The organism is Mucilaginibacter sp. CSA2-8R (assembly GCF_038806765.1).
Taxonomy (GTDB): Bacteria; Bacteroidota; Bacteroidia; order Sphingobacteriales; family Sphingobacteriaceae; genus Mucilaginibacter.
The window spans coordinates 3,524,776-3,548,763 of the sequence record NZ_CP152389.1 but is presented as its reverse complement, the minus strand read 5'-3'; the positions used below and the strand labels follow the sequence as shown (position 1 = coordinate 3,548,763).

Genomic DNA, 23,988 nt, shown 5'->3' with positions numbered 1-23,988 from the left:
TGTTGATGGATGATGCCCGCCTGAGCGACCGTTTAACGGTTTGTTCAGGCGGCATTGTCGTTTTGGGTGGGTATGTGAATGATGCGTCAAACTTTAAATAGGGCATACTGTTGGGTGTGCATTATTAAAGTTCAAACCATATAATTCGCTATCTTTACTGCCCAATGAGTAAGTCTGTAACGCCATATCAAAATACGCAGGTTACCAAAAAAGAACAGGTAGCTGATATGTTTAACAACATATCCAAAACATACGATTTTTTAAATCATTTTATGTCTTTGGGTATCGACATCATCTGGCGTAAAATTGCCATTAACGAGCTAAAGACCCTGAAGCCTAAACGCATATTAGACGTGGCCACTGGCACCGGCGATTTTGCCTTTGAGGCGCTGTCTATTCTTAAACCCGAAAAAATTGTGGGTGTTGATATCTCGGCCGGAATGCTGGATGTCGCGAAGCAAAAAATAAAAAAGCGCAACTTGAGCGATAAGTTTGAAGTGCGTTTGGGCGATTCTGAAAAGCTGCCTTTTACCGATAACGAATTTGAGGCCATCACAGTAGCTTACGGTGTGCGTAACTTCGAAAACCTGGAAACCGGCCTGGCCGATATGCTGCGGGTTTTAAAGCCGGGCGGAAAGGTGGTAGTACTGGAGTTTTCTAAACCCCGTGTTTTTCCGGTTAAGCAATTGTATAACTTTTACTTTCATTATATTACGCCAGGTATTGGTAAGCTTTTTTCAAAAGATTCGCGTGCTTACTCGTACCTGCCCGAGTCGGTAGCCGCTTTTCCGGACGGGAAAGATTTTGTGGCGCTGATGAACAAAGTGGGTTACAAGCAAACTAAAAACCGGCCGCTGGCCTTTGGCATCTGTTCTATTTATACAGGCGTAAAATAAATGCAATTTAAAAAAGTCATTCTGTGGGTACTGGTGCTGGCTTCGTTTACGCAGGCCAGGGCACAAGGCTGGGGTGGTGGTGCCGACCAAAACAAAATCAGTTTCGGCTTCTCTTTTCAGGCTATTCAACAATATTATAAGGTAATCAGGCAACCATACTGGCAACAGCCTTTACAAAATCCAGACGACCCTTACGGCCCCCCTTTGACCAGTGGTATAGCTGCGATCAGTTCGCGCAGAACGCCCGGATTTGCTGTTGGCTTCATTAGCAGATATAGCCTGACCGAGCATTTAGAAGCAAGATTAACGCCCGCGCTGGTTTTTGCCGACCGCGAATTAAATTATACGTTTTACAACCCGTCCGATAACACCGTACGCCAGGTGCAGGCTACTACTGTAGATGTGCCATTGCTTTTAAAAATTAAATCGGACAAAGTGGGCAACGTCAGGGCTTATCTGGTGGGCGGTGTAAAATATTCGATGGCCATCAGCAAGCAAAAAGAAGATTTAAATCAGGACTTTCTGCAACGCAAAATATTAAACACCCGCAATTTTGCATCGTACGAAGCAGGCATCGGTTGTGACATTTATTTCCAGTATTTTAAAATGTCGCCCGAATTAAAAATAGCCAATTCGATGGGTAATCTTTTGATACAGGGCACTAACCCGCTGTCGTCGCCTATTGATAAGTTGTTTCTGCACCAAATTATGTTTAGCCTGCACTTTGAGTAGAGGGTTTAAGTTTCAGGTAAAGTCCGACGAGTCATCACGCCGCAAGCCGCAGCCTTGCAACAGTCCAAAAAGCTTTTGTTGAATGTGCAGAAATCAACATCTGCTCAAAATGTTATTTAACAGTCATTTATGTGTTCGCAGGTAAACTAATCCGGCGCATAAGGTAATCCGCACGCTTCTTTATTTAATAAAAAACATAATTTCGCCGGTGTTAGTTAATCACCTATGGCTAAAATTGCATTAATAACAGGAGCTACAGCCGGAATAGGCGAGGCCTGTGCACACCTTTTTGCCCGCGAAGGGTATGACTTGATTTTAACAGGCCGCCGTCAAGACCGGCTCGACCAGCTGGCGCAGCGTTTAAACACTGATTACAATGTGCGCATTGCCGTAGCTGCGTTTGATATTCGGGTAAAAGAGCAGGTAATGCACCACTTAGACACGTTGCCCGATGAAATGAAGAAGGTAGATGTGCTGGTGAACAACGCGGGCTTAAGCCAGGGCTTAGACCCTATCCAAAAAGGCACATACGAAGATTGGGATACCATGATAGATACCAATATTAAAGGTTTACTTTATGTAAGCAAAATTGTATCTAACTGGATGATTGATAATGGCTACGGGCATATTATTAATTTGGGTTCGATTGCAGGTAAAAACGTATATGCTAATGGTAATGTGTATTGCGCTACCAAGGCTGCCGTTGATGCGCTTAACCAGGGCATGCGGATTGATTTATTGCCGCATGGTATTAAGGTAACCGCCGTGCATCCCGGCGCAGTAGAAACCGAGTTTTCTGAAGTGCGTTTTAAAGGCGATAAAGACCGTGCAAAAAAAGTATATGAAGGTTTCACGCCGCTTACACCGGCCGATGTTGCCGAAACGATTTGGTACGTAGCCTCGCGCCCGGCACACGTTAACATCAACGATTTGGTGCTGATGCCAACTGCACAGGCAACCGGAACATTAATTCATAGAAAGTAAGTTTGGCGGTTGATAGATTGAGTAGTTGAGTTGTTGCCTGCATGGATATCTGTCTATGTAATTAATGAAGCACTTACCTCTACAAGCTTATCAATCAAAAGCAACTACTCAACTAATTAACTGATAAACCAATCAACTAAACATAAAATGTCATTAACCGATAGAATAAATCAGGATATTAAACAGGCCATGCTGGCTAAGCAGGAAGCTAAGCTGCGTGGTTTGCGTGCCATTAAATCTGCCCTTTTACTCGCAAAAACCGAAAAGGGTGCGACCGAAGATATCAATGAAGAAACCGAAATTAAGGTGCTGCAAAAGCTGGTTAAACAACGCAAGGAGTCTGCGGACATTTACGAGGCACAAAACCGCCCTGATTTGTACCAGATAGAGAAAGAGGAAATGGAAGTAATTGAAGCTTACCTGCCCAAGCAGATGGATAAGGCCGAGATTGAAGTATTTATAAAAGATGTGATCAGCAGGGTAGGTGCAACATCAGTAAAAGATATGGGCAAGGTGATGGGGACGGCCAATAAAGAACTGGCCGGCAAAGCCGATGGTAAAACTATATCTGAGGTGGTAAAACAATTGCTTGCCTAAATAATTTGTTTAATTGTTAAAACTCTGCTACAAAAAACTAATTTTATTGCCGTGCAGGTTGCTGGTAACAGTTGTCGTAATGCATTGAATTTGAAGTTATATAAGATTATCGCGCCCCGACATGAAATACGTGCTTAAGGAAGAAAAAGGATTTATATATATAGACGAAGGCCAGGGGGAGGTGTTGTTGTTACTGCACGGCCTGATGGGGTCTTTAAGCAACTGGGAAGCTGTAATTGATGAATTTAAAGATGATTACCGGGTAATTTTGCCCATGCTGCCCATATTTGATTTGCCTTTGATAACCACTGGTGTCAGAACTATTTCAAAAGAGGTGCATCGCTTTATCAAACATAAAGACCTGAATAATATTACCTTAGTAGGCAATTCATTAGGAGGGCATGCAGGTTTGATTTACGCAGTAAATCATCCGGAAAGGTTGAAGTCGCTGGTTTTAACCGGTAGCTCGGGCTTGTATGAAAACGCTTTTGGCGGTTCTTTTCCGCGCCGCGAGAATTACGAGTTTGTGAAAGGAAAAGTAGAATATACGTTTTACGATCCGGCTACGGCTACCAAAGATTTAATTGATGAAGTATTTATCCTCATCAACGACCGGTCAAAAGTAGTGCGTTTGCTGGCTATGGCAAAGTCGGCTATCAGGCACAATATGGGCAAAGAGCTGCACAAGATAACCATACCTGTTGGTCTTATCTGGGGGCGGAATGATAAAATTACACCACCTGAGGTAGCGGTTGAGTTTAACCAATTGCTCCCCGATTCTAAATTATATTGGATTGATCATTGCGGTCATGCTCCTATGATGGAGCGTCCCGAAGAATTTAACGCCAATTTAAGAGATTATTTAGAACACATTAAATTAAAAGTTTAACATATGCTTGCAATAGAGTTAGCTGCCGATAAGATACCAGCGGTAACCATTACCGACACCATACAGCTTGCGCTTGACCGTATGGTTGAATTTCGTGTACGGCATCTGCCTGTTGTGAACGATCATGTGTTTTTAGGTTTATTAGCCGAGGCAGATATAACCGAACCCGATCATCTGATGCCGGTATCATCGGTACCGCAGCTGCACGTTAATAATTTTGTGTACGAAGATCAGCATGCTTATGATGTAGTCCGTTTGTTTTACGAAGGACAGCTGACTTTAGTACCCGTGCTGGATGCCGCTAAAAATTATACAGGCGTAATTAATGCCGCGGCAATGAACAGCTTCTTTGCCGACATTGCAGCCATAGCACAGCCCGGCGGTATTATTGTGCTCGAAGTAAGCAACAACAACAACGCCATGTCGCAAATGGCGCAGATTGTAGAGTCTGATAATGCACAGATATTAAGTTCTTACGTTAAGGCATTCCCCGAATCAACCCGGCTGGAGGTTACCCTGAAGTTAAACAAGCCCGATATATCTTCAATTAATGCCGCCTTTTTACGTTACGGGTATGACGTAAAGGCAACCTTTAATCATAATGATGGAGATGATGATTCGATGAACCGTTTTGAGTCGTTCATGAATTATCTCAACATGTAATTGCATGAATATATTAGTATACGGCAGGCAGTTTAACGACACCGTTTTACCTTACATACAGCAGGTGTTTGATGCCCTGGCACAACACGACGCGAAGGTATACGTGCATTACCAGCTCAAAGGTATTTTAGAAGGCCGCATTAACATGCAAACCTGTTGCGTGTTAGAAAAAGGCCAGCCACTGGCCGGCTTGATTAATTTGGTGATCACCTTGGGCGGCGACGGTACCTTACTGGATATGGTAACCCTGATTCGCGATAGCGGTATACCGGTTATTGGTATCAATTTTGGCCGGTTGGGCTTTTTAGCCAGCGTTAATAAAAACGACATTGCTGCGGCCATGCATGCAGTGCTCACCCAGCAGTTTACTACCGAAGCACGCGAGCTGATCTGCATTTGCTCTGACGCCGAGATTTTTGGTGAGAACAACTTTGCGCTTAACGATATCACCATCCATAAGCGCGACGACTCGGCCATGATTACCATGCATGCCTACCTCGATGGGGAGTTTTTAAACACTTACTGGGGCGATGGTATTATTATCTCTACGGCCACAGGTTCTACGGCTTACTCGCTAAGTTGCGGGGGGCCCATCATCTATCCCCAAACTGACACTATTGTGGTTACGCCGGTATCGCCTCACAATCTTAATGTGAGGCCTATTGTGTTACCCGACTCCTGTACACTCACCTTTGAAGTTGAAACGCGAAGCGCCAATTATTTAATTTCGTGCGATTCGCGCACGGCAGTAATTGATACTAACATTAAGTTTGATATCCGCAAGGCAGGGTTTCAGTTAAACTTAATCCGCCTGAACAATGAAAGTTATTTAACCACCCTGAGAAATAAATTATTATGGGGTTTGGATGCCCGTAATTATTAAATTTGTGGCATGCCCCGTATAGCTGTATGCCTTTTTTTGCTCTTGCTGATAAGCGCCGTGCGGCTCAACGCCCAGCAATGGGAGGTAGGCGCCCAGTTAGGCGCTTCGGGCTACCAGGGAGATCTAAATCAGCGCAATGTGTTGCAGGTAAGTGGTATTGCCGCCGGCGTGTCTCTGCGATACAACTTTAACAGTCATTTGTCGCTCAAAGCCAGCTACATCAGAGCACAGATAGAAGGCGCCGACAGTACATCTGCATACCAGCAGCAGCGCGACCGTAACCTTAGCTTTTTTACTCCCTTAAATGAAGTTGCGCTGGTAGGCGAATTTAATTTTTTTGAGTACTTGCCCGGCGACGGCATTCATAAATTTACACCTTTTATATACGGCGGTATTGCAGCTGTAAATTATAAGCCGCAAGCCATATACCAGGGCCAAACGTATGATTTGGCGCCGCTGATGACCGAAGGCCAGATTAAGCCATATAAAAGCACTGTTTTGTCAATACCTATAGGTGCCGGCATTAAATACAATCCCTGGCGCAGTTTAGGGATAACGTTTGACATTGGTTATCGCACTGCCATGACCGATTACCTCGATGATGTGAGTGGTTATTATGCACCACAGTCGGCCTATAGCACGCGGACAGCTTATGATCTGTCGGACCGGTCAGTTAACAAGATAGGTGGTCCCGGTACCCAACGCGGCGACTTGCGCAATTTTGATACTTATATGGTCTATTCTATCGGTATCACTTATACCATCCTCAACTCCAAATGCTTTTACCGGTAACTTAACCGGGATATTTACTGATTTCCTGTTTGATGTATTAGAGTTCCAAGTCCAAGCGGGCCGGCAAAGCCATGTTTTCTTACATGACGTGATAATTTATCTCAAAATAAAATTTTATCCTAAGATAAATTTATTATCAGAATAAAATTCTGTAAAAGACAATTAATTAAAACTATATTCTTTAAATTGGCTTAAACCAATAACCAATAACCAATAACCAATAACCAATAACCAATAACCAATAACCAATAACATTATAGCTGAGCTAAATTCTTCCCCCGGAAAAAATGATGGTAAAAATGTGCGTCAACCTAAAAACATCCGGGTTGACCTTGCCGCCATGGTTGACCTAGCGTTTTTGCTGGTCACCTTTTTTATGCTGACCACTACCTTGTCTAAATCTAAGGCAATGCCGTTAGCCATGCCCGACGACGGACCGGATAGGGGGCAGGTAAGCGATAAGCGTACCGTAACTTTATGTTTAGGCAGTAATAATAAAGTAATGTGGTACCAGGGGCTTGCCGAAAAGGCATCACCCGCAGTGGTAGATTTTACCAAAGCAGGCTTACGCAAGGTGCTGATTGAAAACCGTGATTAAATATTAGCAAATACAGGTAAAGACATGATGGTACTTATAAAACCGAGCGACCACTCTATCTATGCCAACCTGGTAGATGCTATTGATGAACTGAACATTACCAACAGTGACCGTTATGCTATTGTGAACATCAGCGGCGAGGATGTAAACCTGCTTAAAGAAAAAGCGATTTATTAGTAATATAGTAGTTCTATTGCAAGGCAGCCTTTCTAAAGAGGGGCTGCCTTTTTTTATGACAGGCGCGCTGCCGGTTTGCCTGTTACAATGCTACATTCTTTTTGTTTAAGCATAATAAAAAAATCAAAGTATAGTTTTACCTTTGTACCCTGAAAAATTGAGATTTGGCGAGGTATGTCCTGTGCACATAACTCATTATTAAGCAAGGAAATTAATTAAAAAACACACTGGCGCCGGTTGCCGTGCTCATATATTATAGTGAGCCAGCTAACGCACCGGGAAGCTAAACGGCCGCAATTATTAAAATTATGGGTTATCAGGATCAAATAGACCTATCGAGGGTTCCAAAACATATAGCCGTTATCATGGATGGCAATGGCCGCTGGGCCAAAGGCTTTGGTAAACTCCGGATATTTGGTCACCATAATGGCGTAAAGTCGGTTAGGGAAGCGGTTGAGGCCGCTGATGATATCGGTGTAAAGTACATTACGCTATATACATTTTCGGCCGAAAACTGGAACCGCCCGAAGTTCGAGGTAAGCGCTATCATGGAATTGCTGGTAACCGCTCTAAGCAGGGAGGTTGCGCAGATGATGAAAAATAACGTTAAGCTAAGTGCTATCGGCGACCTGGATCAGCTCCCGCCAAGGTGTTTAAAAGAGCTGGATAACGCCAAAGAGAAAACCAAAGATAACACCGGCATCACCATGACGCTTGCCATCAGCTATGGCTCTAGGCGCGAAATGACGGTGGCAGCAAAAAACATTGCGCAGCAGGTAAAAGACGGAAAACTAAACCCTGAAGATATTACCGAAGAAGTATTTGCACAAAATTTATATACTCACGATTTGCCCGATCCGGAGTTGCTGATCAGAACCAGCGGAGAGTACCGGGTTAGCAATTACCTTTTATGGCAGATAGCCTATGCAGAGCTTTACTTTACGCCAAAGCTTTGGCCCGATTTCAGACGCGAGGACCTGTTTGAGGCCGTTTTAGACTACCAAAAGCGCGAGCGCCGCTTTGGTAAAACCAGCGAACAGGTGTAACTAAATTTTCTTTTAACAAATTTTAACAAACGTTTAAATTACTTTAGCGCCACAAAATATTCGGATGAATAAATTCTTTTTTGCTATTCTTTTTTCTATAATAAGCACGGCGACGTTTGCGCAAGTGAGCAACAGCATCAGGCTGCAAAAGTCAATCCCGGCCGACAGCTTAAGCTATCTCAATCCTAAAGATTATATTATTGGCGGTGTATCTGTTGCCGGTACAAAGTATTTGGATAAAGACGTGTTGCTGCAGATTGCCAAAATAAGCAAAGGCGATCGTATTAACCTGCCTGGCGAGGCATCGGCCAACGTGCTTAAAAACATGTGGTCACAGGGTTTATTTGATGATGTGCAGTTAAACATCACCAAAATTAACCTGGATACTGTTTATCTGGAAATACAGGTATCGGAGCGCCCACGTTTATCCCGCTTAAGATTAAGCGGCTTACGTAAGGGTGAGATTGAGGATGTGCAGAAAAAGCTGAATGATAAAACCGGTAAAATTGTAAACGAAAACCTGTTAAGCACTACTACAGCTATCATTAAAAAACATTTTAATGAAAAAGGCTATTTAAACACAACCGTTAATATCAAACAACAACGTGACCCGGCCGACTCTAATAGCGTAATCTTGAACGTTGCCGTTGATAAAAAGAAAAAGGTAAAAATAAACGACGTTATTTTTGAGGGCAACAAAGCTTTTAGCGTGGCTACCTTGCGCAAGTTTTTGCCTAAAACCCGTAAACGCCGGTTTTATAATATATTCGGTTCTAAAAAGTTTAAGCAAGACCAGTACGAAGAAGATAAGGTAGCGCTGGTAGAGAAAATGCAATCGAAGGGTTACCGTGATGCCGAAATTTTGAGCGATTCGGTTTGGCGTCATGATGATGAGTCAGTCAATGTAAAGATTAAAGTATACGAAGGACCTAAATATTATTTTGGTAATATTACCTGGGCCGGCAATGCGCGTTACCCTACAGAATTTTTGAACCGTGTGCTCCGCATCAAAAAAGGAGATGTATTTAGTGAAGAAGATTTGGGCAAACGTCTAAGCGGCGGCGGTCCGGACGGACAAGATGTAAACTCGCTTTATCTGGACGACGGATACCTGACCTTTACCTCAGAAGCGGTACAAACCCGTATTTATAATGATACCATCGACCTTAACATCCGTATATATGAGGGTGCACAATACACCATTAACCGCGTATCGGTAAAAGGTAACGATGTAACCAACGATAGGGTAGTGTTGCGTGAGTTAGCCACCAAACCTGGTCAAAAGTTTTCTAAAACTGCTATTGTACGCAGTACCCGTCAGCTTTCGCAGTTAGGCAACTTCGACGAGCAGAAGATGGACCCTAAGCCAACTAACATTAACCCTAATGATGGTACGGTAGATATTATTTATAACGTAGTTGAAAAGCCATCAGATCAAATTGAGCTTTCGGGTGGTTTTGGTGGTGGTCAGCTGGTAGGTACGTTGGGCTTAACGTTCAACAACTTCTCGGTACGCAACTTGTTTAATGGTAAGGCTTACAAACCGCTGCCCAAAGGCGATGGCCAAAAGTTAAGCTTACGTGGCCAGGCTAACGGTAAAAACTACCAAAACTTTTCATTTACTTTTTCTGAGCCCTGGTTAGGTGGTAAAAAGCCTATCTTCTTCAGCTTGTCGGCCTATACGCAGTTAAGCTCATCAGGCCGATTTTATGCTAAAGATAACCCTTTGTACAATTATCTGCGCATCAACGGTATTGGTGTAACTTTAGGTAAGCGTTTAAACTGGCCTGATAACTACTTCCAGTTAAACTACTCATTAAACTTTGACCATTACAACCTGGACCGTTACCCGGGCTATTTATTTACTACCGGTACGTCTTACAACATCAAATTAACGCAAGAGTTAAGCCGTAACTCGCTGGATGTGCCAATTTATCCAACCAGCGGATCAAATATCCGTTTCACTTTGCAGGTTACGCCTCCATATTCGTTGTTTAATAACACCAACTACCGTATTGCAACACCAGAGGAGCGTTACAAATTTGTAGAGTATCACAAATGGAAATTTGACGCACAATGGTTTACCCGTATTGCTGGTAAACTGGTGCTGATGTCGCAAACCCGTTTCGGTTTCCTAGGTAGCTATAACAAGTTAGTTGGCCAGTCGCCTTTTGAGCGTTTTAAACTGGGTGGTGACGGTATGGCAACTTATCAGTTTTTACAGGGTAGCGAGATCATCGGTTTACGCGGTTATCAAAACTTCTCTATCGTGCCGGTAGGCAGTAATTACAATGCTGATACCAACCCTGGTAGCCCTATTTATAACAAGTTTACGCTTGAGTTACGTTACCCTGTTATTCAAAGTCAGTCGGCCACAATTTTCTTACTTACTTTTGCTGAAGGCGGTAACGCATGGAACAATTTTAGAGATTATAATCCGTTTAATATCCGTCGTTCGGCCGGTGTGGGAGCACGTATATTTTTGCCTATTTTTGGTTTGCTGGGCTTGGATTATGGTTATGGTTTCGATGCTATACCAGGTATACCAGGTGCTAACAAAGGGCAGTTTCACTTCTCTATCGCACAAAGCTTAAACGGAGGATTTAATTAATTAATGATGAAAAAAATATTAATAACGTTATCGCTTATCTTATTGGGCTTAACTGGTGCCTTTGCACAGCGGTTTGCCTATGTAGATTCTGACTACATTCTGAAACATATCCCGGAGTATGCGTCATCACAAAAACAGTTAGCAGCACTATCTGAACAATGGCAGCGTGAGGTTGACGGTCGTTTTCAGGAGATTGACCGGTTGTATAAAGCCTACCAGGCCGACCAGGTGCTGATGACAGCTGATATGAGAAAACGCCGCGAAGGAGAAATTGTAGATAAAGAGAAGGCCGCCAAAGATTTTCAGCGCTCTAAATTTGGTCCGGATGGCGAATTAGCTCAACGCAGTGGTACACTGGTTAAACCAATTCAGGAAAGAGTGTCTAAAGCTATACAAGCAATGGCCGAAGGCGAAAATCTGGATATGGTATTTGATAAAAACAGCGAGGTGATAATGCTGTACACCAATCCGCGTTATAACAAAAGCGATGCGGTAATTACCAAACTTGGATTAAAGCCAGGTACTTTTGCAAAGTAAATTTATTTTGATTAAAATAGCACACGATTAAACACAGACGAAAGAAGAATGAAAAAATTATTTAAAGTTGCTTTAGTTGCAGGTTTCATGATGTTGACGGCGGGTTTCGCGAAAGCACAAAGCAAAATTGGTTACCTTGACTTTAACCAGGTAATTGATGCCATGCCAGAAACTAAAACAGTAAGCACTCAGTTACAGGCATACTCAAAAACCTTTATGGACCAAATGCAAAACATGCAAAATGAATTGCAAACTAAAGGCGCTGCTTACGAAAAAAGCCAAGCTACGATGACTGATGCTGCCCGTACAGCTGCTCAGACTGAATTAAACGACATCAACAAGAGATTACAGGATTTTAACCAAACTGCTACTCAAAAAGTAGAGCAAAAAAGAAACGAGTTAGGTAAACCGCTTTTTGATAAAGCTAAATTGGCTGTTAACGCCGTAGCTAAAGAAAAAGGCTATACTTATGTAATCGACTCAGGCTCAACTAACCTTTTGGTATCACCTGCCGGCGACGATTTGTTAGCAGCTGTGAAACTGAAATTAGGTATCAAATAGTATTAACCAACACGGTACAAATGAAAGCGGAACATTGTGTTCCGCTTTTTTTATTTTTGGCCTATGCAAGCTACAAGCCCTATCGGCATATTTGACTCAGGTATTGGCGGACTGACGGTTTTTCGGTCTATTGCCGGGCAGTTGCCGCAGTACGACTATATCTACCTGGGCGATAACAGCCGTGCACCTTATGGTAATCGTTCGTTCAAAACCATTCATCAATACACCTGGGAGTGTGTACAATGGTTATTTGAGCAAGGGTGTCCTCTTGTTATTCTCGCTTGTAATACCGCATCGGCTAAAGCCCTGCGCACCATACAGCAACGCGATATGCCAGGCAGGTATAATGACAAGCGGGTTTTGGGTGTAATTAGGCCTACGGCAGAAGTGATAGGCAACTACACTAAAACCGGCAACATTGGCGTACTGGGTACTAAAGGCACCGTACAATCCGAATCGTATGCTATTGAAATTGCAAAGTTTTTTCCGGAGGTACAAGTCTATCAACAGGCTTGCCCTTTGTGGGTACCATTAATTGAGAACGGAGAATATGATAAACCCGGTGCTGATTATTATGTAAAGCAGTATCTTGACGAGTTGTTAAGCCGTTCGGCTGATATTGATACACTATTGCTGGCTTGCACACATTATCCGTTATTGCAGGATAAAATTAAAGCTCATTTGCCCGAGAGCATACAGGTAGTTGCCCAGGGTGATATTGTAGCTGCCAGCCTGCAAGACTATTTGCACCGCCACCCCGAAATCAACGATCAAATTACTCGCAACGGTACCCGTCATTTCTTCACCAGCAGTGACGACACCGCCGACTTCGACCAGCACGCCTCCATGTTTTTTTCGGCGCCGGTTAAGTCTGAGTATGTGTCGTTAAAGTAAGTTGGTTCATTGGTTAATTAGTTCATTAATTGATTAGTGAAACAGTGTGTCAGAAATCAAACATGAAGAAAGTGAGTTGATTTGCCTAATTAACCAACGAACCAACGAACTACTCACACTTGCTCACCTCGGTATTTACCTCTTCAATATTGTGCAGGCCGGCCTTGTTGCCGAACGAGTTTTGAATGTAGGTGAGCACTTGGGCAATTTCAACAGAGGCCAGAGTGGCAGGTGGCATCTGGCCATTATAAGCTTTGCCATTTACCAAAATAGGGAGCTTTAATCCATTTTTTACGTAGCAGGCCAACTGGGTGCGGTGCTGTTTAAGGTAAGCCGCATCCGTCAATGGCGGAATTAAAGCGGCCAAACCTTCTCCGTTTTGGCCATGGCAGTTTTGGCAATGAGTTTTGTAAAGTTCTTGCCCTGCGGTATAATAGCGCATAAACTCAATTTTTTCTTCGCTTTGGCACGAGTAGGCCATGATGCCGATAAAGCCCAAAAGCACCGCTATGATCTTAAACTTCATGTTGTTTTATTGTTCTTGTATTCGGCCTGTAAGGTTTTAATATCTGCAATCAACTTTTGCGTGTCTTCGGGTTTAGTGCCATCATAGGTGCCGCGTATGCGTTTTTGTCTATCCACTAAAATAAAATAACCCGCATGTACCAAACCGCCGGCGGCATTTTTATCCTCGGCCACGGTAACCAAGTAGCTTTCGGCCAGTTTGTAAGTAGTTTCTTTAGGCCCCTGTAAAAACCACCAGCTACTGCCCGATATGCCTAAATTATCAGCATACTTTTTTAATACAGCCACACTGTCGTGGTTAGGGTCTATGGTATGCGAAAGTATCTTAACATCGGGTGTGTTTTTAAACTCCTGGTATACATTCAGCATATTACGATGCATAATGGGGCAGATAGACGGACAGGTGGTAAAAAAGAAATCGGCCACATAAATATCGTTATCCAATGATTTCTCTGTAACCTCAGTACCGTATTGATTTATAAATTTAAATGCAGGTATGGTTTGGTAAACAGTATCGGTAACCGTTTTTCCGTTAACGGTTTTAGTTACCGGTTCGCGTTCGCCATAAATGGGTAGTGTTTTGTCGGCAGATTTATTGTTGCTGCAGGCGGCTAACAATAGCAGCCCAACGATGCTTATATTAATTAATTTCATTTTTTGTAGTAGTTATTACTTGGTTTGATTGATTAACAGCTTCAGTTAAACGCTGGTTCATTTGATTAACCTGTTTTTTTTGATCGTGCAGATACTGTATAATCTCTTCGTGCGATTTACCGGTATAATCAGCATTAAACTGATGCATCCATTTCTCCATGCCTTGGTCGGCTTCGGTTAAGGCTTTGATAGCAACGCCGCTTTGAACTGTGTCGGTGATGGTTTTGTTTTTTATCAGGCTATCTAAAAGCATTTTGTTTTTAACGGCCTGCTCATCTTTCGCCATGGCCTCGTCATGTATTTTAATCACATCGTTAAGTGCATCTTTTTCCTGCTTTTTAGTATCTGTGCAGGCACTTGATAGTAATGCAGAGGCGGCCAGCAGGGCCAGTGTTTTTATATTCATGAGATAAAGAAATATCAATTCTATTTTTTGGTTAGTTGCATGCCACATTTAGGGCAAACGCCTGGCTTGCTTGCATGTACTTCGGGGTGCATACTGCACGTATACACCGTTTGGGTTTGCCCGCTGTGAGAAGGAGTTTGAGTAGTTGAAACAGGCGCTGGTTTGCAGGCTGCAAAACCAATGATCAGGCAAAATATACTTAGTTTTTTCATGTTATTTAAATAAAAGAACGCGGCAAAACCAAACAAAGATACAACTAAAATACCCGTTGCAGTAAGCCCGGCAGTGATATCTCTGATGCCTTTGCCGGCATAGGTTAAGTCGAAATATAAATTTAAGTAAATGCGGGTTTTGGCCTTTGTTATTCAGAAACCGGCAGTTTGGTCTGTATAGTTAACTAACTGATTTTTAATGCGTATACTCAAGGGATCGCATTTTGCTTACCAGTAAGTATCAAAATAAAGTATAAGTAATTTGAAACTGCCGGGCACTTACGCGGCTTGCGGAGGGTGAAATAAAGAAGGAGATACTTGCTGCGGCTGCATTGATGCGTAATTGCTGCTAATTTGCTGCAACAATACTGCATGAAATTTGAGGCTGAAGGCAGCAGTTGTAACAGCATCCTGAAAAAGGCTTTTCTGTATCTGGCGCTCGGTGCTGCGTTCCTTATCTTCTGCTTGTTTAATTTTTTTCATCAGGTAGCACCGGCCGTGGCAATTAAGCCAGGGTTTGTTACGGTTTTCGCAAAGCTTTTCGGCAATGTATTTCTGATTTACTTCGTAGCCTGCGTAGATGAACAACCGCGTAAAATTGGCGGAGATGATCAGTACGGTGAGCAGTAAGGCTAAAAAGCGTTTAAACATTAGGGCAAAGCTAATACTTAAGCCTCAAACCCGTACAATAATTATATTTTTAGCTGCGTAGATAATGTATATAATCAGAAACCGGCAATTGCTCAACTCCATTTAGTTTAAGTTGCTGCCCAATTTGTGCCCGATGGTGTGTGCCATGGTTAATTAAATGCGCAAGTATATCGGTCAGGCTGTTCTCAAATGTATCAACTTTCGAATTTTGATAAGTAACCAGGTTTTTAAGATCAACATCATCACTTTGTTCTAAAAAACTGATCCACTCAGCATGATTGTTTTCGATGATCGCTTTAAGCTCACTTGCGGGCCAGTCTGGCCAAACAGGCCCGCCCGGGGCCGGTAGCTTTTTACATCGCTTTAGCCAAATTTGCTGTGCCGCCAGCAGGTGGGCCATCAGCTGTACAGCTTTAAGCGGCTGGTTGGCGGCGGTCAGGCAATCCAGCATTTGCAAATTGGCAAAGCGGTCGTATTTAAATAGTTTAACGAAGTAATTTTTCATGATGGCAGGCCGGTGTTGTAAGGCAAATATATCTGCGGTGCTATGTATGGCAAAATATCTTGCAGTATTAAATTTTTGCTACTTTTACCATACTTAATTTTACAATAGCTGGTAGGCCTGGTGGTTTACCTTTTTACATAATATACAGCATGTTTTCTACAGCCAGCATAGCCCGGTTTAATCAACTCGAAACACCGTTTTACTATTACAATCTGCAATTGTTGCAGCAAACGCTTGAGGCTTGTTTGCAAGCTGCACGCCAGCATCAGTTTCATGTGCATTACGCGTTAAAGGCAAACTTTAACTCCAAGGTTTTGCAAGCCATACAAGCAGCCGGTATGGGAGCCGATTGTGTGAGCGGTAACGAAGTAAAGGCGGCTATTGCGCATGGCTTTGATAAAGGCAAGGTGGTATTTGCAGGTGTAGGTAAATCAGACCGCGAAATTAACGCTGCACTGGATGCCGATATATTTTGTTTTAATGTAGAATCGGTTCAGGAGCTGGAAGTGATTAACGAGCTGGCTGCAGCCAAAGATAAAACAGCACAGGTGGCAATCCGCATTAACCCTAATGTTGACGCGCACACCCATCATTACATTACTACCGGTTTAGAAGAAAATAAGTTTGGTATCAATACCTGGCAATTAGATGAGGTGGTAGCTACCCTCAAAACAAGCGCTAACCTTAAATTTGCTGGTCTGCACTTTCATGTTGGTTCGCAAATTACCAACCTGGAAGTTTTTAAAAACCTTTGCTTGCGGGTAAACGAACTGAGCGAATGGTTTGAGCAACAGCAAATGCCTGTACGGGTACTTAACGTAGGTGGTGGTTTGGGGGTAGATTATTACCAGCCCGACACTAACAACATCTGCGATTTTGAGGGCTACTTTAACGTATTTAAACAATATTTAAAAGTAAAAGCCGGTCAGGAAGTTCATTTTGAGTTAGGCCGTGCTTTGGTAGCGCAAAGCGCCTCTTTAATATCGAGGGTTCTTTACGTTAAAAATGGCCGGAAAAAGAACTTTTTGGTGCTGGATGCAGGTATGACCGAATTAATTCGGCCCATGCTGTACCAGGCTTATCATCACATTGAAAACATCAGCCGGCAACAAAATGAAGATACTGCTACGGTAAATTATGATGTTGTAGGACCGATTTGCGAAAGTACCGACTGTTTCCGTACGGGTGTGGCTTTGCCGCAATCTAAACGCGGCGACTTAATTGCTGTAAGAACCGCCGGTGCCTATGGTGAGGTAATGGCCTCGGGTTATAACCTGCGTGACCATGTACAAAGCGTTTACTCGGTTGAACAAGAGCAGGAGGTGATGTAAGTATCATGCCGGGTTAACCTTAAGTTTATACATAACCTGTAGCTTGCAGTAATTAAATGCACAGGTTATGAAAACTTTAAAGGTTATTAAATCAGCGCTGGTTAATTTTAAGGAGTGGTTAGTTTTACGCAGTCTTAAATCATCGTTTATACACTAAGTGTTGCTTACCCATCTGCTTTTATCCGTTTTTTTTCAGAACAATTTTGCTTGAGCTTAGTTGGCCTTACTTAAATGGATCATAAGCAAACTACAGACTCTTTCAACCATCAACTATTTGGCTCAGATTTTAGCTGGGGCATATCGGCTGCGGCTTTTCAAACCGAGGGGGCTTGGAACGTTGATGGCAAAGGTGCCTCTATTTGGGATACATTTACCCATGGTAAAGGTAAAGTACACCAAGGGCAGCATGCCGAGGTGGCCTGTGATTTTTACCATCGCTACGAGCAGGATATTGATTTAATAGCAGCGCTTAATATTCCTAATTTTCGTTTTTCGGTAGCTTGGTCGCGCATACTGCCGCAGGGCACCGGGCTTGTTAATCAGGCTGGCATCGATTTTTATAACCGTGTTATTAATTATTGTTTACAACGGGGCGTAGAGCCTTGGTTAACCATCTATCACTGGGACTTGCCACAGGCCTTGGAAGCACAAGGCGGTTGGACAAATCGCGATAGTGTATCATGGTTTAGCGCTTTTACCGCCATTTGCGCCGAGCATTTTGGCGATCGTGTAAAGCACTGGATGGTGATGAACGAACCCGCGGTGTTTACCGGTGCGGGTTATTTTTTGGGTTTGCATGCCCCGGGTCGTACAGGGCTCAAAAGTTTTTTGCCGGCCGTGCACCACGTTACGTTAAGCATTGCAGCAGGTGCAAAATTACTACGCAATTTACTGCCAGAGGCTGTTATAGGTTCCACGTTTTCGTGCTCGCATATTGATGCTTACAGTACGCAGGCCAATGATGTGGCGGCGGCAAGCCGGGCCGACGTGCTGATTAACCGTTTGTTTATCGAACCATTATTAGGCATGGGTTATCCAATAGCTGATTTACCGGTACTCAAAAAGATTGAAAAATATATCAAGCCGGGCGATTTGGAAAGCCTAGCTACCGATTTTGATTTTATAGGTTTGCAGAATTACACGCGTGAGGTGGTAAAATACTCATTTTTTACGCCCTACATCAGCGCTAAGTTAATAGAAGCTAAAGACCGTAAAGTGCCTACCACCGATATGGGGTGGGAGGTTTATCCGGAGGCCATCTATAAAGTCATCAAAAAATTCAGTGCTTACTCGCAAATCAAAAATATACTGATCACAGAAAATGGATCTGCATTTCCGGATGTAGTTACTGCCAATGGGCTAATTAAAGATGATTTGCGCACCCAATACCTGCATGATAATTTACAGCAAGTGTTAAAGGCTAAAAATGAAGGATGCCCGGTAAACGGTTATTTTGCATGGACGTTAACTGATAATTTTGAATGGGCCGAAGGGTACCGCCCGAGATTCGGTTTAATATACATAGACTTTGCCACGCAGCAGCGCATCGTAAAACAATCCGGACACTGGTATAAAAGTTTCTTGCAGAAATAATAAGCGTTAAATCTGCAAATTATGTTTAACCATTAGGTAAAGTCAAATTACCTGATATATTTGTGTGCCAATCAAACCTGAAATTCTATTACTACTGCTATGATTAAAGTTGGACTGCACGGTGCCGAATTTTTTGCCCGGCACGGTTACTATGCCGAAGAGCAAATATTGGGTAACTACTTTGTGGTTGACATTGAGGTGTCTTTTCATCCGCACGGGCCGTTGAGTGATGATAACCTGCAGCATACCCTAAACTATGAGCAGCTTTATGCCATTGCTGCCCACGAAATGAAACAAACCCGCCAGCTGCTCGAAACCGTTGCCCAAAGTATTGCCGATACCATTAAGCGCGATTTTGATTACATCACCGGCGCGGTAGTAACCGTTAAAAAACGTAACCCGCCGCTTAAAGGCAAGGTAGCTGCCTCAAGCGTAACGGTATCACTTTAGATTTTAATTAGTATTGGTAATCAGCCCAGGCTGATCATACTCAATCATGCGTTCGCGTTCGCGCTGTGGGATAGGGATTGATTTGTTGTTGGCATAATCGTAACTAATACATACCGATTTGCCAGTTGTGCAAATTTCTTCACCATTAGGTGTATGCTTAACCAATACATAGGTTACATCAAAACTGCTGTTGCCAATACGCGAGGTGCGTAGGTAACAGGCTATCTGGTCTCCAACCGCTATAGGTTTCAGGTAGTTAATTTCCGAACGGCCTAAAATAACGCCGTTGGTTTTAAAATCCCATTCTACAATCTCCCGCCAGTAGCTTAAGCGGGCTATCTCAAAAAAAGTAAGATATATCGTGTTGCTTACATTTCCATAAGCGTCAATATCAGAAAATCGGATCGGTATGGAGGTGCTGTATCGGTAATTAGCTAAATTTTCAGTCATTATATGTCAAAGTGTCTCTTCGTAAATTTTGTTTAAGACAAAATGTCGTTAAAAAGCTTGTTTTTGTGCTTGGTACAACACTTGTATATGATGTTACAACGAAAATAATTAAAAGAAACTTTTTGGAGGATATAAAAATGACTTTAGTAAAATTTAACAACGGACAAAGAAGAAATGTAGTTGCACCACGCTTTGTTGATGCATTTGATTCAATTTTTAATGAACAGTTTTTTGCCCCTGCAGCAGTTAGTAAAGTGCCTGCGGTTAACATCACCGAATCTGAAGCTGGCTTTGTGATTGAATTAGCTGCTCCGGGTTTGAAAAAAGAAGACTTTAAAGTTAACTTAGATAAAAACCTGTTAACTGTAGCTGCCGAAGTAAAAAAAGACGAAGCTGCCGAAGCTAAAAACTACACTAAAAAAGAATTTAGCTTTTCTTCATTCAGCCGTTCATTCACTTTACCCGAAAGTGTTGATCAAACTAAAATTGAGGCTGAGTATGCCGATGGTATTTTAAAATTAGCAGTTGCTAAAAAAGAAGAAGCTAAATTACAAGCCCGCGAAATTTCGGTGAAGTAATTGCTTCAAACAAAAATTTGTTTTCATATAGTAAGTATTGGTTTAGATTGATTAGCCGCTCTGTGATATCGCAGAGCGGCTTTATTTTGTGGGGTATGGTTCCACTAATTTTAGGGGTGACTTTTATTCATCAAACAAAATCAACGAAATAACTCCCCAAATTAACCGAATTAATAAATCTAACTATGCTCTCATGTTGATGTATTGAAGGGGTTGGCCAAAATCTTCGGTGCGGCATAAACTGATGACGGCTTGCAGGTCGTCAATTTTTTTGGCTTGTACGCGTACTTGGTCGTCCATAATGGAGGCCTGCACTTTAAGGCCGCTGTCTTTTATTTTTTTGACAATCTTTTTGGCTACTTCCTTGTCAATCCCTTCTTTAATATTGATTTCTTTTCTCACCATGTTACCCGATGCATACTGCTCCTTGCCAAAATCGAGCGCCTTGGGGTCTAACTGTTGTTTCACCATCCGGCTGATAATAGAATCTTCGATGGCTTTCAGGCGCATATCGTTTTCGGTAACGATGGTAAGTTGATTGGTTTTCTTATCGAGGTCTACTGTACTTTTAGAATCGTTAAAATCGAAGCGGTTCAAAATTTCTTTTTTCGCGTTGTTGATGGCATTGTCTAAAGTTTGCGCATCAATCTTACTTACAATATCAAAAGAGGGCATAGGTATATGTATAAATGTTTAAGGTGTAAAGTTAAGAGATGTGTAAAGTAAATGGCTAAAACCTATTGAAAATTTTATAGTTAATACTAACTTAACATCTAAAATAGCAGCTTTGCAAAGCACTGCATGGCTATGTGGTGTTTTATTATGACGCAGAAAGACATCCCATTAATTAACCGCGAAATTAGCTGGCTTTATTTCAATGACCGCGTGCTGCAAGAAGCCGCGGACATTACTGTGCCGCTGATTGAAAGGATCAAATTTTTGGCAATATTTTCGTCTAACCTCGACGAGTTTTACCGCGTACGGGTGGCCACCCTGAGCCGTTTGGCTAATTTAAACGACAAGGCTAAATCTTTGTTGGGTTATAATCCTAAAAAGGTGCTCAGTCAAATTAAAACCTTGGTTGTTAAGCAAGAGAAAAAGTTTAACAATTTGTACGAAAACATTATTGTTAAGCAGCTGGCCGAAGAAAAGATATTTATCCTGAACGAAAAGCAGTTAAACGTATCTCGTGGTGCCTTTGTGAAAAAACATTTTCGCGAAAAGCTATTATCGACACTGGTACCCATTATGCTTGACGATGACAAGCCGATGCCCGAGCTGCACGACCGTGCCATCTATTTTTTTGTAAAACTAACCAAGGGTAAAAAGTCTCGCCTGGCATTAATTGAGTTGCCGGGTAATCTGTCGCGCTTTTTGGTTCTGCCAGAAACTAACCAGCTGAAATTTATTATTCTGGTTGATGATATTATCCGTTACAGCCTCGAAGACATCTTTTTTGTTTTTGAATATGATAGCATTGAAGCTTACTCGATACAGCTTACCCGTGATGCCGAGCTGGATTTGGACAAAGAAGTAAGTGGGAAGTTTATCGATGCATTGTCGCGCAGCTTGCAAAAACGCCGCAAGGGTAAGCCCATGCGTTTACTGTATGATGCAGACATGCCTCACGACCAGGTGCATTACCTGTCTAAACGGTTAGGCCTCGAATCGTCTAACTTAATACCGGGTAACCGTTACCATAACTTTAAAGATTTTATTGCTTTTCCTAATGTAGGTGGCCCCGAACTTGAGTACAAGCGCCAGCGCTCGCTGCCTGTGGATGGCCTTTCTTTTGGTAAAAGTTTAATGGGCCTGATTGCCGTTAAAGATTACCTCATCAGTACGCCGTACCAGTCGTTTGATTATATTATCCACCTGTTACGCGAGGCGGCTATTGATCCTAAAGTAGTTGAGATTAATATTTCGGTTTACCGCCTGGCCGAAAACTCCCGGGTAATGCATGCCCTCATTAACGCGGCACAAAACGGAAAAAAAGTAAACTGTTTGGTAGAGCTGCGTGCACGGTTCGATGAGCAAAACAACATCCAATGGGCCCGCAAGTTGGAAGACGAGGGTATTAAAGTTTTGCACGGTATTCCGGGGTATAAAGTGCATTCAAAAATTTGCATGATTACCCGCATGGAAAAAGGTCGTCCGGCTTATTATGCCTGTTTATCTACAGGTAACTACAACGAAAAAACAGCGCAGATTTATGCCGACCACACGCTGCTCACAGCCAATAAAAAGATAACTGCAGATTTGTTGCAGGTTTTCAGGGCGCTTAACCGCGGGCAGTTGCCTAAAGATTTAAAGCATCTGATTGTTTCTCCGATCGACTCGCGCCCTACACTTAACAGGTTAATTGATGCCGAAATAAGAAACGCCAAAGCAGGTAAGCCGGCTTACATGATTTTAAAAATGAACAGCCTGGCTGACGAAGAGCTTATTGCCAAGCTGTACGATGCAAGCAATGCCGGGGTAAAAATACAACTAATTGTGCGGGGCATGTGTTGCCTGGTGCCGGGCGTAGACGGGTTCAGTAAAAACATTAAGGCCATTAGCATTGTAGATAAATACCTGGAACATGCCCGGATTTACATGTTTGCCAATGGCGGTAAAGAGTTGATGTACCTTACCTCGGCCGATTTAATGACCCGCAATATTGACAACCGGGTAGAGGTTGGCTTTGCTGTTTACGATGAGGGTTTGCAAAAGCAGATCAGGGATATAATAGATATACAACTGCGCGACAACACCAAATCGCGTGATATAAACAAGAGTAACAACAATAAATATCACCGTACCCACTCAGACACACATCACCGGGCGCAGGTAGAAATTTATGATTATTTAAAACAACTTAACCCCACAACAACTTGAGATACGCTGCAGTAGACACCGGCTCCAACGCAGTACGACTGCTGATTGCCGACATTATTCAGAATGATGGTACGGTAACCTACAAAAAAAATACATTGGTACGTGTGCCGCTGCGCCTTGGCGATGATGCCTTTTTGCAGCAGCATATATCAGACCGCAAAGCCGACGACCTGGTGAAAACCATGATTGCTTTTAAAAACCTGATGGACGTATACAAGGTGGAAGATTATATGGCCTGCGCCACATCAGCCATGCGCGAAGCTAAAAACGGCGATGCAATTATTAAGCGTATTAAAGAAGAAGCTAAACTGGACTTGGAAATTATTCATGGAGAGCGCGAAGCCGGCATCATTTACGCCAGCCATACCGGCACCGATCTGGACGAGAACAAAACCTATTTATATATTGACGTAGGCGGAGGTAGTACCGAGCTGTCTTTATTTGCTGATGGCGAACTGGTAGCATCACAGTCATTTAATATCGGTACCATCCGTATATTGGACAATCAGGATAAAGATGAAACCTGGAAAGAAATGCAGGATTTTGTGCGCCTGCATACCAAGCATCATAAAGTGGTATATGGCGTAGGTACGGGGGGCAACATCAATAAATTGTTTAAGCTGAGCGAAGAAAAAGATGGCGAGCCAATGAGCTACGCCAAACTTAAATCGCTTTATAGTTTCCTGGCATCTTATTCATTAAAAGATCGTATTAATGTACTGAAGCTCAACCAGGATAGGGCAGATGTCATTATTCCGGCTTGCGAGATTTACACTACCGTAATGAAGTGGGCAAATATCAAGCAGATTTACGTGCCTACTGTAGGTATGGCCGATGGAATTATTCAAACTTTGATCGAAAAAAATTTAATAAAATAAATTTCAATAATTAAT

29 protein-coding genes are annotated in these 23,988 nt (G+C 42.6%); 21 read left to right on the top strand and 8 right to left on the bottom strand.

Features of this window, described 5'->3' with window-relative positions:
- Window positions 1-164: 164 nt before the first annotated feature.
- The 15 genes from ubiE (at window position 165) to murI (ending at window position 12,860) form a co-directional block, all read left to right on the top strand.
- The gene (ubiE, locus tag AAGR14_RS15340) at window positions 165-896 is read left to right on the top strand and encodes a bifunctional demethylmenaquinone methyltransferase/2-methoxy-6-polyprenyl-1,4-benzoquinol methylase UbiE (protein WP_342645113.1); all 732 of its coding nucleotides are present in this window, start codon (window positions 165-167) and stop codon (window positions 894-896) included.
- Window positions 897-1,628, top strand: coding sequence for an outer membrane beta-barrel protein (locus AAGR14_RS15335; protein WP_342645112.1), 732 nt, complete (start codon window positions 897-899; stop codon window positions 1,626-1,628).
- Window positions 1,629-1,853: 225 nt separating this feature from the next.
- Window positions 1,854-2,612, top strand: coding sequence for an SDR family NAD(P)-dependent oxidoreductase (locus AAGR14_RS15330; protein ID WP_342645111.1), 759 nt, complete (start codon window positions 1,854-1,856; stop codon window positions 2,610-2,612).
- A gap of 147 nt (window positions 2,613-2,759) precedes the next feature.
- Window positions 2,760-3,209: a GatB/YqeY domain-containing protein gene (locus AAGR14_RS15325; protein ID WP_342645110.1), complete on the top strand. Its 450-nt coding sequence runs from the start codon at window positions 2,760-2,762 to the stop codon at window positions 3,207-3,209.
- A 121-nt stretch (window positions 3,210-3,330) separates the two neighbouring features.
- Window positions 3,331-4,098 (top strand): alpha/beta hydrolase, encoded by a 768-nt coding sequence (locus AAGR14_RS15320; protein WP_342645109.1) that lies wholly within the window; start codon window positions 3,331-3,333, stop codon window positions 4,096-4,098.
- 3 nt (window positions 4,099-4,101) lie between these two features.
- Window positions 4,102-4,761 (top strand): CBS domain-containing protein, encoded by a 660-nt coding sequence (locus tag AAGR14_RS15315; RefSeq protein WP_342645108.1) that lies wholly within the window; start codon window positions 4,102-4,104, stop codon window positions 4,759-4,761.
- 4 nt (window positions 4,762-4,765) lie between these two features.
- Window positions 4,766-5,644, top strand: coding sequence for an NAD kinase (locus tag AAGR14_RS15310; protein WP_342645107.1), 879 nt, complete (start codon window positions 4,766-4,768; stop codon window positions 5,642-5,644).
- Window positions 5,645-5,653: 9 nt separating this feature from the next.
- The gene (locus AAGR14_RS15305; protein WP_342645106.1) at window positions 5,654-6,436 is read left to right on the top strand and encodes a DUF6089 family protein; all 783 of its coding nucleotides are present in this window, start codon (window positions 5,654-5,656) and stop codon (window positions 6,434-6,436) included.
- Between the two features lie 301 nt (window positions 6,437-6,737).
- Window positions 6,738-7,034, top strand: a complete 297-nt coding sequence (locus AAGR14_RS15300) for a biopolymer transporter ExbD (RefSeq protein WP_342645105.1) — start codon at window positions 6,738-6,740, stop codon at window positions 7,032-7,034.
- Window positions 7,035-7,058: 24 nt separating this feature from the next.
- Window positions 7,059-7,211 (top strand): hypothetical protein, encoded by a 153-nt coding sequence (locus tag AAGR14_RS15295; protein ID WP_342645104.1) that lies wholly within the window; start codon window positions 7,059-7,061, stop codon window positions 7,209-7,211.
- Window positions 7,212-7,519: 308 nt separating this feature from the next.
- Window positions 7,520-8,257 (top strand): isoprenyl transferase, encoded by a 738-nt coding sequence (locus AAGR14_RS15290; protein WP_342645103.1) that lies wholly within the window; start codon window positions 7,520-7,522, stop codon window positions 8,255-8,257.
- A 64-nt stretch (window positions 8,258-8,321) separates the two neighbouring features.
- The gene (gene bamA, locus AAGR14_RS15285; RefSeq protein ID WP_342645102.1) at window positions 8,322-10,868 is read left to right on the top strand and encodes an outer membrane protein assembly factor BamA; all 2,547 of its coding nucleotides are present in this window, start codon (window positions 8,322-8,324) and stop codon (window positions 10,866-10,868) included.
- Window positions 10,869-10,874: 6 nt separating this feature from the next.
- The gene (locus AAGR14_RS15280) at window positions 10,875-11,405 is read left to right on the top strand and encodes an OmpH family outer membrane protein (protein WP_342645101.1); all 531 of its coding nucleotides are present in this window, start codon (window positions 10,875-10,877) and stop codon (window positions 11,403-11,405) included.
- 48 nt (window positions 11,406-11,453) lie between these two features.
- Window positions 11,454-11,966 (top strand): OmpH family outer membrane protein, encoded by a 513-nt coding sequence (locus tag AAGR14_RS15275; RefSeq protein WP_342645100.1) that lies wholly within the window; start codon window positions 11,454-11,456, stop codon window positions 11,964-11,966.
- A 63-nt stretch (window positions 11,967-12,029) separates the two neighbouring features.
- Complete coding sequence (gene murI, locus AAGR14_RS15270) at window positions 12,030-12,860, top strand: glutamate racemase (protein WP_342645099.1); 831 nt, start codon at window positions 12,030-12,032, stop codon at window positions 12,858-12,860.
- A gap of 109 nt (window positions 12,861-12,969) precedes the next feature.
- On the opposite strand, the gene AAGR14_RS15265 is transcribed toward murI, so the two are convergent.
- From AAGR14_RS15265 to AAGR14_RS15240, 6 genes are all read right to left on the bottom strand, one after another.
- The gene (locus AAGR14_RS15265; protein ID WP_342645098.1) at window positions 12,970-13,386 is read right to left on the bottom strand and encodes a cytochrome c; all 417 of its coding nucleotides are present in this window, start codon (window positions 13,384-13,386) and stop codon (window positions 12,970-12,972) included.
- Window positions 13,383-14,039: an SCO family protein gene (locus tag AAGR14_RS15260; protein ID WP_342645097.1), complete on the bottom strand. Its 657-nt coding sequence runs from the start codon at window positions 14,037-14,039 to the stop codon at window positions 13,383-13,385. The genes AAGR14_RS15265 and AAGR14_RS15260 overlap by 4 nt, the downstream gene beginning before the upstream one ends.
- A complete protein-coding gene (locus AAGR14_RS15255) occupies window positions 14,026-14,445 on the bottom strand; it encodes a hypothetical protein (protein WP_342645096.1) in 420 nt (139 codons plus the stop codon). The genes AAGR14_RS15260 and AAGR14_RS15255 overlap by 14 nt, the downstream gene beginning before the upstream one ends.
- A 20-nt stretch (window positions 14,446-14,465) precedes the next feature.
- Entirely contained in the window at window positions 14,466-14,657 is a 192-nt protein-coding gene (locus AAGR14_RS15250; protein ID WP_342645095.1) for a heavy metal-binding domain-containing protein, read from the bottom strand.
- Between the two features lie 279 nt (window positions 14,658-14,936).
- Window positions 14,937-15,308 (bottom strand): hypothetical protein, encoded by a 372-nt coding sequence (locus tag AAGR14_RS15245; RefSeq protein ID WP_342645094.1) that lies wholly within the window; start codon window positions 15,306-15,308, stop codon window positions 14,937-14,939.
- A 49-nt stretch (window positions 15,309-15,357) separates the two neighbouring features.
- Window positions 15,358-15,813 carry a DinB family protein gene (locus tag AAGR14_RS15240; RefSeq protein ID WP_342645093.1) on the bottom strand — a complete coding sequence of 152 codons (456 nt, stop codon included), beginning with the start codon at window positions 15,811-15,813 and terminating at the stop codon, window positions 15,358-15,360.
- 149 nt (window positions 15,814-15,962) lie between these two features.
- Here AAGR14_RS15240 and lysA point away from each other — a divergent pair, with 149 nt between their 5' ends.
- The 3 genes from lysA (at window position 15,963) to folB (ending at window position 19,187) form a co-directional block, all read left to right on the top strand.
- On the top strand, window positions 15,963-17,144 hold the full coding sequence (lysA, locus tag AAGR14_RS15235) for a diaminopimelate decarboxylase (RefSeq protein WP_342645092.1): 1,182 nt from the start codon (window positions 15,963-15,965) through the stop codon (window positions 17,142-17,144).
- Between the two features lie 231 nt (window positions 17,145-17,375).
- Window positions 17,376-18,737, top strand: coding sequence for a GH1 family beta-glucosidase (locus tag AAGR14_RS15230; RefSeq protein ID WP_342645091.1), 1,362 nt, complete (start codon window positions 17,376-17,378; stop codon window positions 18,735-18,737).
- A gap of 99 nt (window positions 18,738-18,836) precedes the next feature.
- On the top strand, window positions 18,837-19,187 hold the full coding sequence (gene folB / locus AAGR14_RS15225; protein WP_342645090.1) for a dihydroneopterin aldolase: 351 nt from the start codon (window positions 18,837-18,839) through the stop codon (window positions 19,185-19,187).
- Window positions 19,188-19,190: 3 nt separating this feature from the next.
- Here the strand turns inward: folB and AAGR14_RS15220 are convergent, their stop codons facing one another.
- Window positions 19,191-19,637, bottom strand: coding sequence for a thioesterase family protein (locus tag AAGR14_RS15220; protein WP_342645089.1), 447 nt, complete (start codon window positions 19,635-19,637; stop codon window positions 19,191-19,193).
- An 11-nt stretch (window positions 19,638-19,648) separates the two neighbouring features.
- Here AAGR14_RS15220 and AAGR14_RS15215 point away from each other — a divergent pair, with 11 nt between their 5' ends.
- Window positions 19,649-20,215, top strand: coding sequence for an Hsp20/alpha crystallin family protein (locus tag AAGR14_RS15215; RefSeq protein ID WP_342645088.1), 567 nt, complete (start codon window positions 19,649-19,651; stop codon window positions 20,213-20,215).
- Between the two features lie 183 nt (window positions 20,216-20,398).
- On the opposite strand, the gene AAGR14_RS15210 is transcribed toward AAGR14_RS15215, so the two are convergent.
- Window positions 20,399-20,890 (bottom strand): YajQ family cyclic di-GMP-binding protein, encoded by a 492-nt coding sequence (locus tag AAGR14_RS15210; protein ID WP_342645087.1) that lies wholly within the window; start codon window positions 20,888-20,890, stop codon window positions 20,399-20,401.
- 147 nt (window positions 20,891-21,037) lie between these two features.
- On the opposite strand from AAGR14_RS15210, the gene ppk1 reads away from it, so the two are divergent.
- Complete coding sequence (ppk1, locus tag AAGR14_RS15205; RefSeq protein ID WP_342645086.1) at window positions 21,038-23,095, top strand: polyphosphate kinase 1; 2,058 nt, start codon at window positions 21,038-21,040, stop codon at window positions 23,093-23,095.
- Complete coding sequence (locus tag AAGR14_RS15200; RefSeq protein WP_342645085.1) at window positions 23,092-23,973, top strand: exopolyphosphatase; 882 nt, start codon at window positions 23,092-23,094, stop codon at window positions 23,971-23,973. The genes ppk1 and AAGR14_RS15200 overlap by 4 nt, the downstream gene beginning before the upstream one ends.
- Window positions 23,974-23,988 lie beyond the last annotated feature (15 nt).

Coding starts and splice junctions, on each gene's coding strand:
- AAGR14_RS15320 (WP_342645109.1), top strand. CDS start 3,331: ATGAAATACGTGCTTAAGGAAGAAAAAGGATTTATATATATAGACGAA.
- AAGR14_RS15210 (WP_342645087.1), bottom strand. CDS start 20,890: ATGCCCTCTTTTGATATTGTAAGTAAGATTGATGCGCAAACTTTAGAC.
- AAGR14_RS15330 (WP_342645111.1), top strand. CDS start 1,854: ATGGCTAAAATTGCATTAATAACAGGAGCTACAGCCGGAATAGGCGAG.
- lysA (WP_342645092.1), top strand. CDS start 15,963: ATGTTTTCTACAGCCAGCATAGCCCGGTTTAATCAACTCGAAACACCG.
- AAGR14_RS15310 (WP_342645107.1), top strand. CDS start 4,766: ATGAATATATTAGTATACGGCAGGCAGTTTAACGACACCGTTTTACCT.
- murI (WP_342645099.1), top strand. CDS start 12,030: ATGCAAGCTACAAGCCCTATCGGCATATTTGACTCAGGTATTGGCGGA.
- AAGR14_RS15265 (WP_342645098.1), bottom strand. CDS start 13,386: ATGAAGTTTAAGATCATAGCGGTGCTTTTGGGCTTTATCGGCATCATG.
- AAGR14_RS15230 (WP_342645091.1), top strand. CDS start 17,376: ATGGATCATAAGCAAACTACAGACTCTTTCAACCATCAACTATTTGGC.
- bamA (WP_342645102.1), top strand. CDS start 8,322: ATGAATAAATTCTTTTTTGCTATTCTTTTTTCTATAATAAGCACGGCG.
- AAGR14_RS15335 (WP_342645112.1), top strand. CDS start 897: ATGCAATTTAAAAAAGTCATTCTGTGGGTACTGGTGCTGGCTTCGTTT.
- folB (WP_342645090.1), top strand. CDS start 18,837: ATGATTAAAGTTGGACTGCACGGTGCCGAATTTTTTGCCCGGCACGGT.
- ubiE (WP_342645113.1), top strand. CDS start 165: ATGAGTAAGTCTGTAACGCCATATCAAAATACGCAGGTTACCAAAAAA.
- AAGR14_RS15260 (WP_342645097.1), bottom strand. CDS start 14,039: ATGAAATTAATTAATATAAGCATCGTTGGGCTGCTATTGTTAGCCGCC.
- AAGR14_RS15250 (WP_342645095.1), bottom strand. CDS start 14,657: ATGAAAAAACTAAGTATATTTTGCCTGATCATTGGTTTTGCAGCCTGC.
- AAGR14_RS15255 (WP_342645096.1), bottom strand. CDS start 14,445: ATGAATATAAAAACACTGGCCCTGCTGGCCGCCTCTGCATTACTATCA.
- AAGR14_RS15305 (WP_342645106.1), top strand. CDS start 5,654: ATGCCCCGTATAGCTGTATGCCTTTTTTTGCTCTTGCTGATAAGCGCC.
- AAGR14_RS15290 (WP_342645103.1), top strand. CDS start 7,520: ATGGGTTATCAGGATCAAATAGACCTATCGAGGGTTCCAAAACATATA.
- AAGR14_RS15315 (WP_342645108.1), top strand. CDS start 4,102: ATGCTTGCAATAGAGTTAGCTGCCGATAAGATACCAGCGGTAACCATT.
- AAGR14_RS15245 (WP_342645094.1), bottom strand. CDS start 15,308: ATGTTTAAACGCTTTTTAGCCTTACTGCTCACCGTACTGATCATCTCC.
- AAGR14_RS15295 (WP_342645104.1), top strand. CDS start 7,059: ATGATGGTACTTATAAAACCGAGCGACCACTCTATCTATGCCAACCTG.
- AAGR14_RS15220 (WP_342645089.1), bottom strand. CDS start 19,637: ATGACTGAAAATTTAGCTAATTACCGATACAGCACCTCCATACCGATC.
- AAGR14_RS15240 (WP_342645093.1), bottom strand. CDS start 15,813: ATGAAAAATTACTTCGTTAAACTATTTAAATACGACCGCTTTGCCAAT.
- AAGR14_RS15275 (WP_342645100.1), top strand. CDS start 11,454: ATGAAAAAATTATTTAAAGTTGCTTTAGTTGCAGGTTTCATGATGTTG.
- AAGR14_RS15325 (WP_342645110.1), top strand. CDS start 2,760: ATGTCATTAACCGATAGAATAAATCAGGATATTAAACAGGCCATGCTG.
- ppk1 (WP_342645086.1), top strand. CDS start 21,038: ATGACGCAGAAAGACATCCCATTAATTAACCGCGAAATTAGCTGGCTT.
- AAGR14_RS15280 (WP_342645101.1), top strand. CDS start 10,875: ATGAAAAAAATATTAATAACGTTATCGCTTATCTTATTGGGCTTAACT.